This is a genomic window from uncultured Holdemanella sp. (assembly GCF_934772795.1).
Lineage (GTDB): Bacteria > Bacillota_I > Bacilli_A > Erysipelotrichales > Erysipelotrichaceae > Holdemanella.
In genome coordinates this window covers 1-15,467 of the sequence record NZ_CAKVMR010000022.1, presented here as the reverse complement: position 1 = coordinate 15,467, position 15,467 = coordinate 1, and the positions used below count along the sequence as shown (strand labels likewise).

The window sequence follows — 15,467 nt, the reverse complement described above, 5'->3', positions numbered from 1 at the left end:
ATTGTTCCCCCTTTGAACAAAGACTTATTTATTTGGATCTACTGAAACGGCTTCAGTTTGAACACCATCAACTAAGTTAACAACTAATACAGATTTCTTAGGTGAATGTGTCTTATCAAATGTGAATGAACCAGTTAAACCTTCAAATTTAGTATCGGCAATCGCCTTTTGTAAATCAGCACCAGTTTTACCTGATTTTTCCAAAGCTTGTAAACCTAAGTTTGTTGCATCATAAGCTAATGCAGAGAACATATTTGGAGCTTCTCCATATTCTTCAGTATAAGCATCTACAAATGCTGTTAAAGTATCACTTGCGTTAACTGTAGTATAAGCAGTTGAATAGTAGCAGTTATTTAAGTTTTCTTTACCTGCAAGTTCTGCTAATTTTTCTGATTCAAATCCATCAGCACCTAAAATTGTGCAATCCATACCAGCTTCACGAGCTTGTTTAATAATCAAACCAGCTTCTGAATAATAACCAGCAATGAATAATACATCTGCACCTTTATCTTTTACTTTTGTGATGATACCAGCAAAGTCAGTATCTTTAGCGTTATAACTTTCTGTAGCTATAACTTCTCCACCCAAATCTTCAAATTTTTGTGTAAATACTTTAGTAAGACCTTTTCCATAATCACTTACTTCGTTGATGATAACAGCTTTTTTCTTACCTAAGTTTTCATATCCAAATTTAGCCATTGCCTTACCTTGATATGAATCTTCGAAACAAATACGGAACGCATATTCATAAGGAGAATCCCCATTCATTGTTGCATCCACCTGAGTAGCAGATGGTGAAATGACTGGAACTTGGTTTTGATCAGCTACTGGATATGTAGCAATTGAAGCACCTGAAGTTGCTGGTCCTACAACGAATGCCACCCCATCTTCAGTCATCAATTTTGTAGCTGCTGAAGTAGATTCACTCGCATCTCCTTTATTGTCCATTTTGACAGCTTTGACTTTATATTTTGAATCCTTGTTTTCATTGTATTGTTTGATTGCTAGTGATGCCCCTTTATACTCAGCTTGACCATAAGAAGCTACAGCACCAGATAATTCATAGTTCAAGCCAACCTTGACTGTATCTCCCTCTTTTAATTCAGTTGCGGCTGTTCCTCCACCAGAACTACATCCGACTAACATACTTAATGCAACAGCACTAGAAGCAAACGTTTTTAATAATTTACCTTTCATAATCTATACCTCCCTCGAGTTGTACAGATATAATAACGCAACCCGAAAACGTTTTCAAGTGCTTTTTACATTTTATTACAATTAATTTTACATTAATTTTACATTTTACATTTCTTACACCCGTTTTCTTAGCACAAAAAAAATAGCCAAAGTTATAAAACCTTAGCTATTCATTCAACTATTAATACATTCCCTGAGGCATTGCAGGAGCTGGTTCGTCCTTATCAATTTTTGCGACTCCAGCCTCTGTTGTTAAGAACAAGGCTGAAATACTAGAAGCATTCATCAATGCATTACGAGTTACTTTTGTTGGATCAATGATACCAGATTCAATCATATCTACCCATTTACCATTCTTCGCATCAAATCCTACATTTTCATCAGCTTCTTTTTGTCTTTCAACAATCTCTTCACTGTTATATCCAGCATTATCAGCAATCTGTGCAATTGGAGCCAACAATGCATCAAATACAACTTTAATACCTTTTTGTACATCAACTACATCTGACTTTACTTCATCTTTCAAAGCTACATAAGCCTTTACTAAACAAGCTCCACCACCTACGACAATACCTTCACTAACAGCTGCACGAGTTGAGTTCAATGCATCTTCAATACGAAGTTTCTTTTCTTTCAATTCACTTTCTGTTGCAGCACCTACTTTAATGATCGCAACACCATTTGATAATTTACCTAAACGCTCTGCCATACGTTTCTTATCATAATCACTAGTAGTGTTCTCCATTTGTGCTTCAATTTCAGCTACACGAGCAGCCACTTCTTCTTTACTTCCAGCTCCACCAATCATTGTCGTATTATCTTTTGTGACAACAATCTTCTTAACTGTACCTAAATCCGACAACTGCATATCTTTCAATTCCATATTCAAATCTTTTGAATAGAATTTGGCACCTGTCATAATCGCAATATCCTGCAACATTTCTTTTTGGTTATCACCAAAACCAGGAGCTTTTGTAGCCACTACATTGAATGTTCCACGAAGTTTATTTAATGCCAAAGTAGAAACCACTTCATTTTCTAAATCTTCCGCAATAATCAATAGTGCACGATTTACCTGAACCAATTGTTCAAGTAAAGGTAAGATTTCTTGAATGTTTGTGATCTTTTGGTCTGTTACCATGACATAAGCATTTTCCATTGTAGCTTCCATCTTCTCACGATCACTGACCATATATGGAGAAACATAGCCCTTGTCATACTGCATACCTTCACTGATTTCAAGTTCTGTTTCAAATCCTTTTGAATCATCTGTTGAAATGACACCATCACGACCAACTTTTTCCATCGCATCCGCAATGATCTTACCAATTTCTTCAGATCCCGATGAAATTGTCGCTACATTGGCAATATCTTTACTACTTTCTACTTTCTTAGACACGGACAAAATATATTCACTAACAGCCTTAGCTGCTTTTTCGATACCTTCACGCATCAACACTGGATTGGCTCCACGATCCACTTGACGCAAACCATTTTCAATCATACTTTGAGCTAAAATTGTAGCTGTTGTTGTACCATCACCGGCTGTATCATTTGTCTTATTGGCAACTTCATATACCAATTTAGCACCCATATTTTCAAACTTATCTTCCAATTCAATTTCTTTGGCAATACTTACACCATCGTTTGTGATCAATGGTGATCCATATTCCTTTTCAAGAACAACATTACGTCCTTTAGGACCTAAAGTAACACGAACTGCATTTGCTAATGTGTTGACACCTCTTAACATTGATTCACGAGCATCTTTTGAAAAACGTACTTCTTTAGCCATAATTCATTACCTCCTACTTACTTACTGCAATGATATCTTCATCTTTGATAACAATGAATTCTTCGTCATCGATTTTCATTGTAGTTCCTGAATATTCTTTATATAAAACTTTATCTCCACAAGCATATCCAGCATCTTTAACATCTGCACCAATACTTGCGACAACTGCAAGCTTTGACTTTTCTTTACCACTTGTCAAAATAATTCCACTTGCGGTAGTTTTTTCTTCTTTCTCTTTCTTTAATAAAACATAATCATGTAAAGGTTGTAACATAAAATCATCCTCCTTTTAGCACTTAGCACTTCTAATTGCTAATTACTATTATACTCACTTTTAGCACTGATGCAATAAGTTTGCTAAAATTTAACAAAAGAAAATGGCGAGGATTACTCGCCATATACATGAATTCTATTAATTGCTCTTTCCAATGATAACTGAGCTCTTTTTAGATTTGTATTTGAATCTTTTTTCTCTAAACGCGCTTTAGCACGTTCCATTGATTTTTTTGCACGCTCAAGATCGATATCTTTTTTTCCTTCGATCGCATCAGCTAGAATCATGCCTTCATTTTTGTTGAATTGTAAAAAGCCGCCAGAAATCGCAAAGATTTCTTCTTCATCATTTTCGTTTTTCAAAACAAGCTTACAAGGTACCAAAGAAGCAAAGATAGGCATGTGATTGGGTAAAATTGTAGTTTCTCCAACCACCGTCTTTACATGGATGCTCTTGACTTCCTGCTTTAAATATTCGCCTTTTGGTGTTACTACTTTAAAAGCAATCATGACTATTCACCAGCCATTTTTTTAGCTTTTTCCTGTGCTTCTTCAATTGTTCCAACAAACATGAATGCTTGTTCTGGAAGATCATCAAATTCACCTGCTAATAAGCGTTCGAAACTACGAATTGTATCTTCCAAAGGTACATATTTTCCAGGAATACCAGAGAATACTTCGGCAACGTTAAATGGTTGAGACAAGAAGTTACGAACACGACGTGCACGGTTAACAACTTTCTTATCTTCTTCGCTTAATTCATCCATACCTAAGATGGCAATGATATCCTGTAAATCTTTATATCTCTGTAGAATATTTTGAACTCCACGAGCTACTTTATAGTGCTTTTCACCAACTACAAGTGGATCCAAAATACGTGAACTTGATTCAAGTGGATCTACGGCAGGATAAATACCTAATGCTGCAATATCACGGTCTAATACCGTTTTGGCATCCAAGTGAGAGAATGTTGTTGCTGGAGCTGGGTCAGTCAAGTCATCCGCAGGCACATAAATAGCCTGTACAGAAGTGATTGAACCATCTTTTGTTGATGTGATTCTTTCTTGCAACTGTCCCATTTCTGTAGCTAATGTAGGTTGATATCCAACGGCACTAGGAACACGTCCTAATAAGGCACTAACTTCAGATCCTGCCTGTGTAAAACGGAAGATATTATCAATAAATAATAATACATCCTGGTGTTCTACATCACGGAAATATTCTGCCATTGTTAGGCCTGTTAATCCAACACGCATTCTAGCTCCTGGACTTTCATTCATCTGTCCATAAACCAATACGGTTTTATCTAATACGCCGCTGTCTTTCATCTCGTGATACATATCATTTCCTTCACGAGTTCTTTCTCCAACGCCTACTACAACGGATTTACCACCATGTTCTTTGGCAATATTGTGGATCAACTCCTGAATCAATACGGTTTTACCTACTCCGGCACCACCGAACAATCCAATCTTACCACCCTTTGCGTAAGGACATAGTAAGTCAATAACTTTAATACCTGTTTCCAATGGTTCGCTTGTTGTACTTTGTTCATCAAATGCAGGTGCTTTTCTATGAATTGGCATAGTTTGCGCATCTACATCACCTAAACCATCAATTGGTTTACCCAAAACATTAAACATACGACCCAATACATTTTCTCCAACAGGAGCTTGAATTGGTTTTCCTGTATCAATGGCATCCATACCACGAACCAAACCATCCGTACTCCCCATCGCAATACAACGTACTCGATCAGCACCGATATCTTGTTCGACTTCTACAATTAGATTCTCTTCATTTGGGCGTTCAATTTCAATTGCCGTTAATAAATCTGGTAAATTATTCTGTGAAAATTGAATATCCACAACCGGACCAATGATCTCAACGACTTTTCCAATATTTTGACTCATGTTTACCCTCCTTTATGAAAGTGCATTTGCACCACCGACAATTTCAGTAATTTCTTGCGTGATAGCACCTTGACGTACACGGTTATAGGCAAGTTCAAGGTTATTCTGCAATTCTTCTGCATTGTCAGTTGCACTCTCCATTGCCATTCTTCGAGAAGCCTGTTCACTTGTTTTACTCTCTAGATAACGAGAATAAAGGATTGATTTTGTAACCATGGGAATCATGTTTTGTAACATTGTTTCCTTATCCGGTTCAAAAATCATGTCCGCATGCATACCTGACTTCTTTTCTTCCTGAGGTTTAGATACAGGTAAAACTGTTTCTAAAGTAGGAACAAATGTCAATGTGTTTTTATAGTGCGTATATAAAATTTGAATTTTTGAAATTTCTTTCTTTTCAAACAAGTCTAATGCATCCTGCATACATTTCGATAAAGCATTATATACATCATCCTCGTCAAGATCACTTAATACATTTTTAACGTTGTAGTTTCTTTTTGAAATCCATGCAGAACCACGAATCCCTATCATAACTACATGATCCTTTTCAGAAAACTCATCCTGTATCATACGATATACATTGGCATTATAGCCACCACAAAGTCCCATATCACTTGTGATCACAAAGATAAAACTTGGCTTTCCTTGATTCTCATTTAAATACATAGAATCATCTCCAGCACTACGAAGTACCATTGTGAATAGTTCTTGAAGACCTTGTGCATAACTACGGTTTTCTTCCATAATTTGTCTTTGTCTAGTTAATTTACTTGAAGCAATCAGCTGCATTGCTTTTGTGATTTTTTTAGTTGAACTAACGGAACTGATTCGAGCCTGAATAGCCTGTCTACTCTGTGCCATGTTGCGCACCCTTTTCTAGTGCATATTGTTTTGCGTATGCATCCAAAGCCTTCTTGATATCCGCTTCTAATTCATCGTCAATTGCCTTTTTCATTTCAATTTGATCTAGAACATAAGGATATTCACGATGTACATACTCCAACATTCCTTGTTCAAATTCACCAACTTGATCTACTTCAACAGGTTTTAAATATCTATTTTTTGCAGCATACAAAGATAATACTTGTTCAGGCACTGTTAATGGTGAATATTGTTTTTGAATCAATAATTGAGTTAATCTTGCACCATGATCCAATACGTCTTTTGTACTCGCATCCAAATCTGAACCAAACTTCGCAAAAGATTCCATTTCACGATATTGAGCTAGTTCAAGCTTTAATGAACCAGAAACCTGTTTCATAGCTTTTGTCTGTGCAGCACTACCTACACGACTTACACTTAAACCACTATCTACACTTGGACGAACACCTTCATTAAACATATCTGTTTTCAAGAAGATCTGTCCATCCGTAATTGAAATTACGTTTGTAGGAATATAGGCAGAAATATCTCCGGCCTGTGTTTCAATAATTGGTAAAGCTGTTAATGATCCACCACCATAATTCTCATTTAAACGAGCAGCACGCTCTAATAAACGTGAATGTAAGTAGAATACATCTCCAGGATACGCTTCACGTCCAGGAGGACGACGAAGAAGTAAAGACAGTGTACGGTAAGCTACGGCATGTTTCGATAAGTCATCATAAACAATTAATACGTCTTCTCCGTTTTCCATCCATTCTTCACCCATTGCACAACCTGCATAAGGTGCAATATATTGTAATGGTGCTGCTTCAGATGCAGTTGCCGCTACAATTGTAGTATATTCCATAGCTCCGTGTTGTTTTAATTTTTCAACAATTTGAGCTACAGTACTTGCCTTTTGACCAATCGCAACATAAATACATTTTACATTTTGACCTTTTTGATTCAAAATCGTATCGATTGCGATTGCTGTTTTACCTGTTTGACGATCCCCAATGATCAACTCACGCTGACCACGTCCAATTGGAATCATAGAGTCAATAATTTTTAAACCCGTTTGTAATGGAACAGATACACTCTTTCTTGTCATTACACCTGGGGCAACACGTTCTACTGGACGTGTTCTATCTGTTTTGATTTCACCTAAACCATCAATCGGTTGTCCTAATGCATTGACAACACGACCCATCAAACTATCACCAACTGGAACTTCAATGATGTGACCTGTACGTTTTACAACGTCACCTTCTTTGATATCTGAATTATCACCTAGTAATACGACACCTACTTGTTCGTCTTCTAAGTTCATGACCATACCATATACATCGTGAGGGAATAACAACAATTCACTCATCATGGCATTTTTCAATCCATATACCGTTGCGATACCATCGCCTACTGTTAGGATAGTACCACTTTCATTCATTTCAAGATCCTGGTCGATACTTTGAATCTGAGCTTTGATTAATTTTGAAATCTCTGCTGGATTTAAACTCATCATATCACCTGCTTATCTATTAATTGCTTCCTTCATTGCGTCAATCTTCGCAACGACCGTATTATCCATCACCAAATCATTTGCCTGTACTTTAATACCTGCAATCAAAGATGGATCCACTTGCACCTCTAGTTCAAGTGTCTTATTCATTTTTTTCTCTAACATTTCTTTCAATCTTGATAATTGATCTTCATCTAGTTTAGATGCACTCGTCACTTTGACGATTTCAATTCTATGTTTCTTTCGATAACACTCTTCATAGGCATCACTGATTTTATCAAGATGAGAAAGTTCATTATGCTCATTTAACACAAGCAAGAAACGAAATACAGTTGTATCTAATTCGGATTCGAAAGCTGTTTGGATGATTTCTTTTTTCTTTACTCGAGGAATACTTGGATGTGCAAGAATTTTAGACAATTCAGGCACTGAAGTAATCACTTGCGCTACTTGTTTTAGCTCTGACATCCAATCCATTTCTTGCTTTGGATCTTGTGCTAATTCAAATAGAGCCTGGGCATAAGGCGTGTAATCTACCATTGTTTATCGCCTGCCTGTTCAATAAAATCTTCCACAAATTGCTTCTGTGTTTCTTCATCCATTTCTTTTTTGATCAACTGACTCGCTGCACTTAAAGCAACATCGCTAATTGCTTTTTTCATTTCTTTTTGAGCGTCACGCTTCTGACGTTCGATATCTTCATTTGCGTTTTTCTTAATACGCAAAGCTTCGTCATTTGCTTCTTTTATAATCTGCTGTTTTTCTTGATCCGCATGTGCTCTAGCTGAAACAAGAATGGTATGAGCTTCTTGCGATACATTACGCAATTTTTCATCATACTGATCTTTAACATCTTCAGCCTGCTTTTTAATAGCTACTGAAGAATCGATATTTTCTTGAATTAAATCTTGTCGTTTTTGAATTAATGTTAGTAATTTTTCCCAAAAGAATTTTTTGGCAAACATTACAATCAAAAAAGTAGAAATACAAACTAAAACAACATCGGTCAATGAAATTCGCAAATAATTGTCAATATTAAAGTCAATCATTACCGATTCTCCCAATCATTAACCTTTGATGAAAATCAATAAAATCGCAATGATCAAAGAATAGATACCTGTTGTTTCGGCTAAGGCGATACCTAATACCATGATTGATTGAATTTTACTTGCTGCATCTGGGTTACGACCAACACTTTCTGCACCTTTACTAGCTGCAATACCCTGACCAATACCAGGACCTAAACCAGCGATCATCGCAATACCTGCACCTAAGCAAGCCATACCACGTACGAAAAATTCATTAAACATTTTATTTTCCTCCTATTTATTAATCTTCTTGAATAGCCACTTGCTGTCCTAAGAAGAACGAGCTTAGTGTAAAGAAGATATACGTTTGAATTACACCTGAGAATATATCAAAATACATATGTAAAAATGGCGTTATTAATAAGCCTAATAATCCGACTGGCATTAACATTTTAATCAATGTATACACCAACATAGAAATGATATATCCTGCCAAAATATTACCAAATAAACGCATCGTTAATGAGATAGGCAACGCCAACTCACCTATGACATTTAATGGTGTCAACAAGAACATCGGCTCTGTCAACTCTTTCATTCGCGCTAATAATCCACCTTTTTTAATACCATTACCTTGGATCATCAACCACATAGTGACAGCCAATGTCGCATTAAAACTTACATTGCTCGTTGGATTTTGAAGTCCAATCAAACCAATTAAGTTACTTACAATCATCATCACAGTCAAAGTACCAAACAATGGAACATACTTCTTTGTTGTTTCCCTTAAGTTATCTTTAATTATGTAAAGTACTAAGTTGTAGATCTCCTCACAAATATACACAATCCCTTTACTAGCTTTTGAAGGATCTTGTTTTTCAATTTTCTTCCCCGCAAAGTAGAAGAAGAACGCAAAGAAAACACAAATTCCAAGCCATACAAGAATAGATTGCTGAATCTGTAAAGAGAACTTTCCAATGTGAATGATAATTGCACTTACATCACTCATGGAAATCCTCCTTTTCTTTTAGTGCATATAACAGGATTGCTCCTTTATTGCACATAAGCCCAACAAGAACTGCCAAAATCGGAAACTCCATTAATTGACAAATGACCAGAACTAGACCATACATAAGATATCTCTTCATATATTCTTGTGTACCTATCTTTTTTCCAGCTACTTCATCTGTTGGGATATTTAAAGCCATTTGAACAATTTTACGATATCCAGCTAAACCAGTCAGACACCCAATCCAAACCGCAATAAATACACGAATCATTTGGGAATGAAAAATAATTGCACAAACCAAAGAGCAAAACAAACTAAATATCAAAGTATACTTTACTATTTTTTTATTCATTTGCTGCATTGTTCTACCTCGATTTTTTTATCAATAAAATAATACTTCCAATAATACTGTACATTAAACCTATAATCACAAATAAAGGCGTAGTATGTAACCAGCCATCAATATTATAACCAATAAGGCCAAATATGAGCATGCTTGTGCATAACATTCCCGAAAAAGCGTAAGGTTTCATCAATTACTTCGTACCGAAAATACGATCTCCCGCATCTCCTAAACCAGGAACAATATATCCATGTTCATTTAAATGGTCATCTAATGAAGCTAAGTAAATATCTACATCTGGATGTGCTTCTTCAACTGTTTTAACACCTTCAGGTGCACCAACTAAACAAACCAACTTCACATTTGTAGCTCCCTGTTTCTTAACCATATCGATTGCTGCTACACTAGATCCACCAGTTGCCAACATTGGATCTACTACAATTGTGATCGCATCTTCTAAGTTCTTTGGATATTTTTCAAAATAAGTATGTGGCTCTAACGTTTCTTCATCACGATACATACCAACATGCGCAATTTTTGCGGTTGGAATCAAATCTTGAATTCCATTTACCATACCCAATCCAGCACGTAAAATTGGCACAATCACGACTTTTTTAGCCAATTCATAACCAGTGTACTGACAAATTGGTGTTTCGATTTCAATTGGATTCAAAGGCAAATCACGTGTGATTTCATAAACCATTAATCCACCAATTTCATCTAAGTTTTGACGAAAATCTTTCGTTCCCGTTTCTTTTTTTCGCATAACTGTTAATTTATGCTTAATCAACGGATGATCAATAACTTTTAACATTTAAATTACCTACCTTTATAGTCATAATTATAACATTCTTATTCGCAATAGAAAACACTGAAAGAAAGGGTTTCCACCAAATCTTTCAGTGCTTAATTATATAGATATTCTGTTTTTTTATCATTAAACATTTCTATTCAATTGTCAAAATTTCAAACTGCTTTGCCGCTCTTACATCAATTCCAGAAGGATGTAAGTCCTTTCGCAATAGTACATTCGAAAATGTGTCCAATGCTAGATCTTGCGTATTTGCCTCTTCACTCAAATGAGCAAGAACAATATTTTTTGTCTTCGCATTGATCAAGGAAGTTAAATTTAAACTTGAATCTTCATTATTCAAATGCCCATTATCACTCAGAATACGCTGTTTTAAAAACATTGGACGCTTTGTATGCATCAAACGATCCACATCGTGATTGCTTTCAAAGATATAATGGTCTGCATTCGCAATATATGGCTTGATTTGATTTGGCACATAACCTGTATCTGTTACATACACAAGCTTTTCTTTATCCGACTCTACCACAAACCCAATGGTATGTGGGGAATCATGCGACAAGCCTAAAAATTGAATACTCAAATCTTTGATAATCAATTTCTGATTCGGTGCTACATCATGTTTATCTAAGGCATCCTTTAAATCACAATAAGAATATACATCCAAATGATTGAAATGTTTTAATTGCGAAACATGATCCGAATGCGCATGACTAATCAAGACACCATTTGTATCATCCACACAAGCTCCAACCTTTTTAAAACTTTCCATTAAATATTTTTTTGTTGAACCACAATCAATCAACAATTGCGTATCTTCATGACGAATCAAACAACTATTGCCTTTTGAACCACTACACAACAAATCAATGCGCATAAATATCATCTCCAGAAGCTTCTAAATTTGTAAAACGAGATATATTCTTTTCAAAAGCCAATTGAATCTTTCCAATTCCACCATTACGATGTTTTGCCAAAGACAAGTCTACAACTTCGGTTTCTTCTTGCGATTCCTTATCTTTGTCATAATAATTACTACGATATAAAAACATTACGATATCGGCATCCTGCTCGATTGATCCAGATTCACGTAAATCGGATAATTGTGGTTCATGATCCGTTCTTTCTTCAACCTTACGAGAAAGCTGAGAAAGCGCAATAACTGGACATTCCATTTCTTTTGCCAAAATCTTTAGGTTACGCGAAATATCACTGACCTCCTGTTGACGAGAATCGGCACGCGTTCCCGTAATCAGCTGCAAGTAATCAATTACAACTAAAGAAATGGAGCCATTTTCACTCTTTAATTTACGACACTTTGAAAATATCTGAGATACCTTGATACTACTTGTATCATCAATATAAATCTTTCTTTCACTCAAATGTGAACCTGCCTCATATAAACGAGACATTTCTTCATTTGTCAATTTACCACTACGAAGCTTATCCGAATATACCTGAGATTCAGAACTCATTAAACGCTTCATCATCGAATCACTAGGCATTTCCAGTGAGAATATCGCAACAGCTCCTTCATTACGTTTCGCAACTTGAGCTGCAAAATTTAAGGCCAAGGCACTCTTTCCCATGGCCGGACGAGCTGCAAGAATAATTAAATCACCTCGCTGAAAACCATTCGTCATACGGTCCAACAAGACATAACCCGTTTCAATTCCAGTTACACCTTTCATCGTACGAAGTTCTTTTAATTCATTAATAACACGGGTAACAATTTCTTCACTCGATTCAAATTCGCTTCCCCTACGATGTCTAGTTACATCCATAACTAGACGTTCAGCATCATCTAATACTGTATCTATATCTTCACCAGATGAATAGCCTTCTTCACTAATTTTATCCGCAACATAAATCAATCTTCTCAATTGCGCCTTGTTTTTGATTGTTTCAATATAAGATCTTGATGTTGCACTCGAAATTGCTGAGTCTGCCAAACGAATAATATAATCGGCTCCTTGACTAGACTCTAACTGATCTGTTTCCTGTAAACGATTGACCACCGTATTCATATCAATAGGCTGACCATTTTCATGAATTGTACAGATAGCCTGATAAATCTGTTGATGAGAAGGCAAATAAAATTCTTCTGCATGTAGATCGAGTTCCTGACAATCTTGAATGACTTTAGGATATACCATTAAAGAGCCAAGCACAGATTGTTCCAAGGAAACTGCGTTAGGCATTTCACGAGACATATTATGCCTTTTCGCTTACATGAACAACGATTTCTCCAATCACTTGTCCACGATATAGATCCACAGGAACACGAGTCACACCTAAAGATGCGATAGATTGTTCCAATTGAAGTTTTCTTTTATCTACACGAATTCCTTTTTTAGATAAAGCTTCCACAATTTGCTTACTAGAAACAGAACCAAAAGTAGCTCCATTTTTACCTGTACTCAAAGTAAACTCCAAAGTAATACCCTTTAAAGTTTCACTCAAAGCTTCAGCTTCTTTTTTTAACTCAGCCTCATGTTCAGCTCTTTCTTCCATTTGTTTATCTAACACTTTGGCAGAACCCTTTGTATACGCAATCGCTGATTTATTCTTGAATAAGAAATTTCTTGCGTAGCCATCACTCACCTCAACTACATCATCTTTCTTTCCTAATTTACGAATATCTTTAAGCAATATTACCTTCATTTTTAAGTTCCTCCTCTATACACTTTAAGATCATATCCTTCATCTGTTGCACGGATACATCTTCTCTTTCGACAGCAGCCGCACTAAAGTGGCCACCACCATTTAATTTTTCCATAATCTTTTGAACATTATAAGACCCATCACTACGTGCACTTACCGCAACGGCATTCGGATTTGTCCTTACCTTTGCGATGGTAAAACTAGCAACACAACCTTTAATCAATAATAAAGCTTGCGAAACCTGAGCCATCATTGTCTTATCTAATGTTTCATCATCAATCGCTGCAATCATAAAATGATTGTAGTAAGGTTTTGCCTGCTGAATCAATGCATTCTTCATAGAGAAATACAAATAGTCTTCACACAAAGCTTTTTCAGCACGATTTGTGTTAGCTCCCCAATTTTGTAGGGCAGCTGCAGCTTCAAACGTACGAGCATCCGTATGCATTTTAAAACGATTTGTATCCACTAAAATACCCAAATACATAATCGTCGCTTCCATTTCATAAATAGGGATATGATTTGGAATGTTCTGAAGCAATTCAACAATTAATTCACACGCTGAACTTGCGCTACTTTCAACATATGTCAACAAGGTATTCTTAACAAACGTATCACTACGTCTATGATGATCAATCACAAGGATACGATTGCATCGATCCACAAATTCTTTGGCACTTGATATTGCAGGAATACCATGATCAGCCATAATCAATAGATCTTTATTATAATCAATAGAATCCATTGCCTCATCTGGTGTAATCAAAGTATGTCTTTCTTGAATGACAGTACTAAATGAATTCATCATTTCTTGAAGCTGCTCATCTCTAGGAACATCCTTTAAAACAATATAGACTTCCTTGCCTAACGCATGTACCCAGCTAGATAAGGCAAGACACGCTCCCATACAGTCAAAGTCACTCATAACATGTCCTGCAATATAAACACGATTCGATTCCATAATAGCTTCTTGAATAGATTGTGCCATAATACGTACACGCACTTTAGAACGTGTTGAACTTGTTTCTGAGTTTCCACCCACAAATTGAACCGTTCCTCCACTTGAACGAATCGCTGCCTGATCTCCACCACGACTTTGTGCCAATTCAATCAATTCATTGACCATATCATCTAGTACCGTAAAATCATTGGATCCATACGCAAAAGCCATACTTAACGTAATAGAAACATCTAATTTATTTGCCTCATCCTTGATAAGTTGTAAAATAGTAAAATTCTGCTTGCGCACTTCTGTTAAGATTTCTTTATTCAAAATTACCAAGAAACGATCCGAACGCAAACGTCTGACAAACATCTTGTTGTCTTTGGCCCACGTTACTAAAGCAGCTCTTAAATGCGTATTGATTTGGGCCATGATCTCTTCATTTTCATAAGACTGATATTCCATATAATTATCTAACTGCAATAACCCAACAACTATTTCATTATCTAGATACTGCTGACGCATATTATAGTAATCTGTAATGTCCTTCACATATAAAATTTGAGCATCTCTTTTTCTTGTAATTTCGTAAATTCGACCTTCCGATTTTCCAATCACCATATCCACATCATCATCAAACAAAGTACGGATATTACTGATCCAGCTTGTTAATTTACTGTTAGTCAACGTAATGCCCTTTTCTTTAAAGAAAGGTGAAGCCCACGTTACAATATATTCTTCGTTGTAGGTTAAAATACCAACATCACCAAAATTCAAGGCATCTTTGGCGTCTTTACCTAAAACTCTTGAAATATCTACTTCTGTTTTCATTCCATGTTCTTTTAAAGATTTCCAGAAGCCAAAGAAAGCACAGACAAAAACAATCCATACAATCAAAACGGCTATCATATATATATATTCTTTCTTTAAAAACAACAGGATTGATAGTATAAGGCCTAAAGCTAGACCTGTAACGCATAGACTACGCCACTTTTCAAACTGTTTCATATAGAAAACCTCTATTCTTTTCGGGTAGTGTCAAAAATCAACATTTTGATACAAATACAACTACCTTGATTTATTTGTATTTATCTTTAAGTTGTTTCCC

The 15,467-nt window shown here is 35.9% G+C and carries 18 protein-coding genes; all 18 read right to left on the bottom strand.

Annotation, left to right across the window (positions count from 1 at the left end; all coding sequences use genetic code 11):
- Positions 1-24 precede the first annotated feature (24 nt).
- Positions 25-1,197 carry an ABC transporter substrate-binding protein gene (locus Q0F04_RS05675; RefSeq protein ID WP_295751160.1) on the bottom strand — a complete coding sequence of 391 codons (1,173 nt, stop codon included), beginning with the start codon at positions 1,195-1,197 and terminating at the stop codon, positions 25-27.
- A gap of 181 nt (positions 1,198-1,378) precedes the next feature.
- Positions 1,379-2,992, bottom strand: a complete 1,614-nt coding sequence (gene groL / locus Q0F04_RS05670) for a chaperonin GroEL (protein WP_295751157.1) — start codon at positions 2,990-2,992, stop codon at positions 1,379-1,381.
- Between the two features lie 13 nt (positions 2,993-3,005).
- Positions 3,006-3,266: a co-chaperone GroES gene (locus tag Q0F04_RS05665; protein WP_117572063.1), complete on the bottom strand. Its 261-nt coding sequence runs from the start codon at positions 3,264-3,266 to the stop codon at positions 3,006-3,008.
- Positions 3,267-3,379: 113 nt separating this feature from the next.
- Complete coding sequence (gene atpC, locus Q0F04_RS05660) at positions 3,380-3,775, bottom strand: ATP synthase F1 subunit epsilon (RefSeq protein ID WP_117572064.1); 396 nt, start codon at positions 3,773-3,775, stop codon at positions 3,380-3,382.
- A 2-nt stretch (positions 3,776-3,777) separates the two neighbouring features.
- On the bottom strand, positions 3,778-5,178 hold the full coding sequence (gene atpD, locus Q0F04_RS05655; RefSeq protein WP_288522287.1) for a F0F1 ATP synthase subunit beta: 1,401 nt from the start codon (positions 5,176-5,178) through the stop codon (positions 3,778-3,780).
- 12 nt (positions 5,179-5,190) lie between these two features.
- Positions 5,191-6,039, bottom strand: coding sequence for an ATP synthase F1 subunit gamma (atpG, locus tag Q0F04_RS05650; protein WP_295751155.1), 849 nt, complete (start codon positions 6,037-6,039; stop codon positions 5,191-5,193).
- Positions 6,026-7,561 (bottom strand): F0F1 ATP synthase subunit alpha, encoded by a 1,536-nt coding sequence (gene atpA, locus Q0F04_RS05645; protein ID WP_117572067.1) that lies wholly within the window; start codon positions 7,559-7,561, stop codon positions 6,026-6,028. Before atpA ends, atpG begins: the two co-directional genes overlap by 14 nt.
- 12 nt (positions 7,562-7,573) lie before the next feature.
- Positions 7,574-8,101: an ATP synthase F1 subunit delta gene (atpH, locus tag Q0F04_RS05640; protein ID WP_295751152.1), complete on the bottom strand. Its 528-nt coding sequence runs from the start codon at positions 8,099-8,101 to the stop codon at positions 7,574-7,576.
- Complete coding sequence (gene atpF, locus Q0F04_RS05635) at positions 8,095-8,610, bottom strand: F0F1 ATP synthase subunit B (protein ID WP_117572069.1); 516 nt, start codon at positions 8,608-8,610, stop codon at positions 8,095-8,097. The genes atpH and atpF overlap by 7 nt, the downstream gene beginning before the upstream one ends.
- Before the next feature lie 18 nt (positions 8,611-8,628).
- Positions 8,629-8,871, bottom strand: coding sequence for an ATP synthase F0 subunit C (gene atpE / locus Q0F04_RS05630; protein ID WP_295751149.1), 243 nt, complete (start codon positions 8,869-8,871; stop codon positions 8,629-8,631).
- A gap of 19 nt (positions 8,872-8,890) precedes the next feature.
- Positions 8,891-9,598, bottom strand: a complete 708-nt coding sequence (gene atpB / locus Q0F04_RS05625; protein ID WP_295751148.1) for a F0F1 ATP synthase subunit A — start codon at positions 9,596-9,598, stop codon at positions 8,891-8,893.
- Positions 9,591-9,869, bottom strand: coding sequence for a hypothetical protein (locus tag Q0F04_RS05620; protein ID WP_295751145.1), 279 nt, complete (start codon positions 9,867-9,869; stop codon positions 9,591-9,593). The genes atpB and Q0F04_RS05620 overlap by 8 nt, the downstream gene beginning before the upstream one ends.
- A 94-nt stretch (positions 9,870-9,963) precedes the next feature.
- Positions 9,964-10,107 (bottom strand): AtpZ/AtpI family protein, encoded by a 144-nt coding sequence (locus Q0F04_RS05615; RefSeq protein ID WP_268234125.1) that lies wholly within the window; start codon positions 10,105-10,107, stop codon positions 9,964-9,966.
- Positions 10,108-10,134: 27 nt separating this feature from the next.
- The gene (gene upp, locus Q0F04_RS05610; protein WP_295751142.1) at positions 10,135-10,755 is read right to left on the bottom strand and encodes a uracil phosphoribosyltransferase; all 621 of its coding nucleotides are present in this window, start codon (positions 10,753-10,755) and stop codon (positions 10,135-10,137) included.
- A 133-nt stretch (positions 10,756-10,888) separates the two neighbouring features.
- A complete protein-coding gene (locus Q0F04_RS05605) occupies positions 10,889-11,629 on the bottom strand; it encodes an MBL fold metallo-hydrolase (RefSeq protein WP_295751140.1) in 741 nt (246 codons plus the stop codon).
- Positions 11,619-12,965, bottom strand: coding sequence for a replicative DNA helicase (gene dnaB / locus Q0F04_RS05600; protein ID WP_117572075.1), 1,347 nt, complete (start codon positions 12,963-12,965; stop codon positions 11,619-11,621). Before dnaB ends, Q0F04_RS05605 begins: the two co-directional genes overlap by 11 nt.
- 1 nt (position 12,966) lies before the next feature.
- Complete coding sequence (gene rplI, locus Q0F04_RS05595; protein ID WP_117572076.1) at positions 12,967-13,416, bottom strand: 50S ribosomal protein L9; 450 nt, start codon at positions 13,414-13,416, stop codon at positions 12,967-12,969.
- Positions 13,397-15,367 carry a DHH family phosphoesterase gene (locus tag Q0F04_RS05590; protein WP_295751137.1) on the bottom strand — a complete coding sequence of 657 codons (1,971 nt, stop codon included), beginning with the start codon at positions 15,365-15,367 and terminating at the stop codon, positions 13,397-13,399. Before Q0F04_RS05590 ends, rplI begins: the two co-directional genes overlap by 20 nt.
- Positions 15,368-15,467 lie beyond the last annotated feature (100 nt).

What these genes read in the sequence shown, in the direction of transcription:
- atpG (WP_295751155.1), bottom strand. Translation starts at nt 6,039, where the DNA reads ATGGCACAGAGTAGACAGGCTATTCAGGCTCGAATCAGTTCCGTTAGT.
- atpC (WP_117572064.1), bottom strand. Translation starts at nt 3,775, where the DNA reads ATGATTGCTTTTAAAGTAGTAACACCAAAAGGCGAATATTTAAAGCAG.
- Q0F04_RS05605 (WP_295751140.1), bottom strand. Translation starts at nt 11,629, where the DNA reads ATGCGCATTGATTTGTTGTGTAGTGGTTCAAAAGGCAATAGTTGTTTG.
- rplI (WP_117572076.1), bottom strand. Translation starts at nt 13,416, where the DNA reads ATGAAGGTAATATTGCTTAAAGATATTCGTAAATTAGGAAAGAAAGAT.
- Q0F04_RS05665 (WP_117572063.1), bottom strand. Translation starts at nt 3,266, where the DNA reads ATGTTACAACCTTTACATGATTATGTTTTATTAAAGAAAGAGAAAGAA.
- dnaB (WP_117572075.1), bottom strand. Translation starts at nt 12,965, where the DNA reads ATGTCTCGTGAAATGCCTAACGCAGTTTCCTTGGAACAATCTGTGCTT.
- Q0F04_RS05675 (WP_295751160.1), bottom strand. Translation starts at nt 1,197, where the DNA reads ATGAAAGGTAAATTATTAAAAACGTTTGCTTCTAGTGCTGTTGCATTA.
- atpA (WP_117572067.1), bottom strand. Translation starts at nt 7,561, where the DNA reads ATGAGTTTAAATCCAGCAGAGATTTCAAAATTAATCAAAGCTCAGATT.
- upp (WP_295751142.1), bottom strand. Translation starts at nt 10,755, where the DNA reads ATGTTAAAAGTTATTGATCATCCGTTGATTAAGCATAAATTAACAGTT.
- atpF (WP_117572069.1), bottom strand. Translation starts at nt 8,610, where the DNA reads ATGATTGACTTTAATATTGACAATTATTTGCGAATTTCATTGACCGAT.
- atpH (WP_295751152.1), bottom strand. Translation starts at nt 8,101, where the DNA reads ATGGTAGATTACACGCCTTATGCCCAGGCTCTATTTGAATTAGCACAA.
- atpB (WP_295751148.1), bottom strand. Translation starts at nt 9,598, where the DNA reads ATGAGTGATGTAAGTGCAATTATCATTCACATTGGAAAGTTCTCTTTA.
- Q0F04_RS05590 (WP_295751137.1), bottom strand. Translation starts at nt 15,367, where the DNA reads ATGAAACAGTTTGAAAAGTGGCGTAGTCTATGCGTTACAGGTCTAGCT.
- atpD (WP_288522287.1), bottom strand. Translation starts at nt 5,178, where the DNA reads ATGAGTCAAAATATTGGAAAAGTCGTTGAGATCATTGGTCCGGTTGTG.
- atpE (WP_295751149.1), bottom strand. Translation starts at nt 8,871, where the DNA reads ATGTTTAATGAATTTTTCGTACGTGGTATGGCTTGCTTAGGTGCAGGT.
- Q0F04_RS05615 (WP_268234125.1), bottom strand. Translation starts at nt 10,107, where the DNA reads ATGTTATGCACAAGCATGCTCATATTTGGCCTTATTGGTTATAATATT.
- groL (WP_295751157.1), bottom strand. Translation starts at nt 2,992, where the DNA reads ATGGCTAAAGAAGTACGTTTTTCAAAAGATGCTCGTGAATCAATGTTA.
- Q0F04_RS05620 (WP_295751145.1), bottom strand. Translation starts at nt 9,869, where the DNA reads ATGATTCGTGTATTTATTGCGGTTTGGATTGGGTGTCTGACTGGTTTA.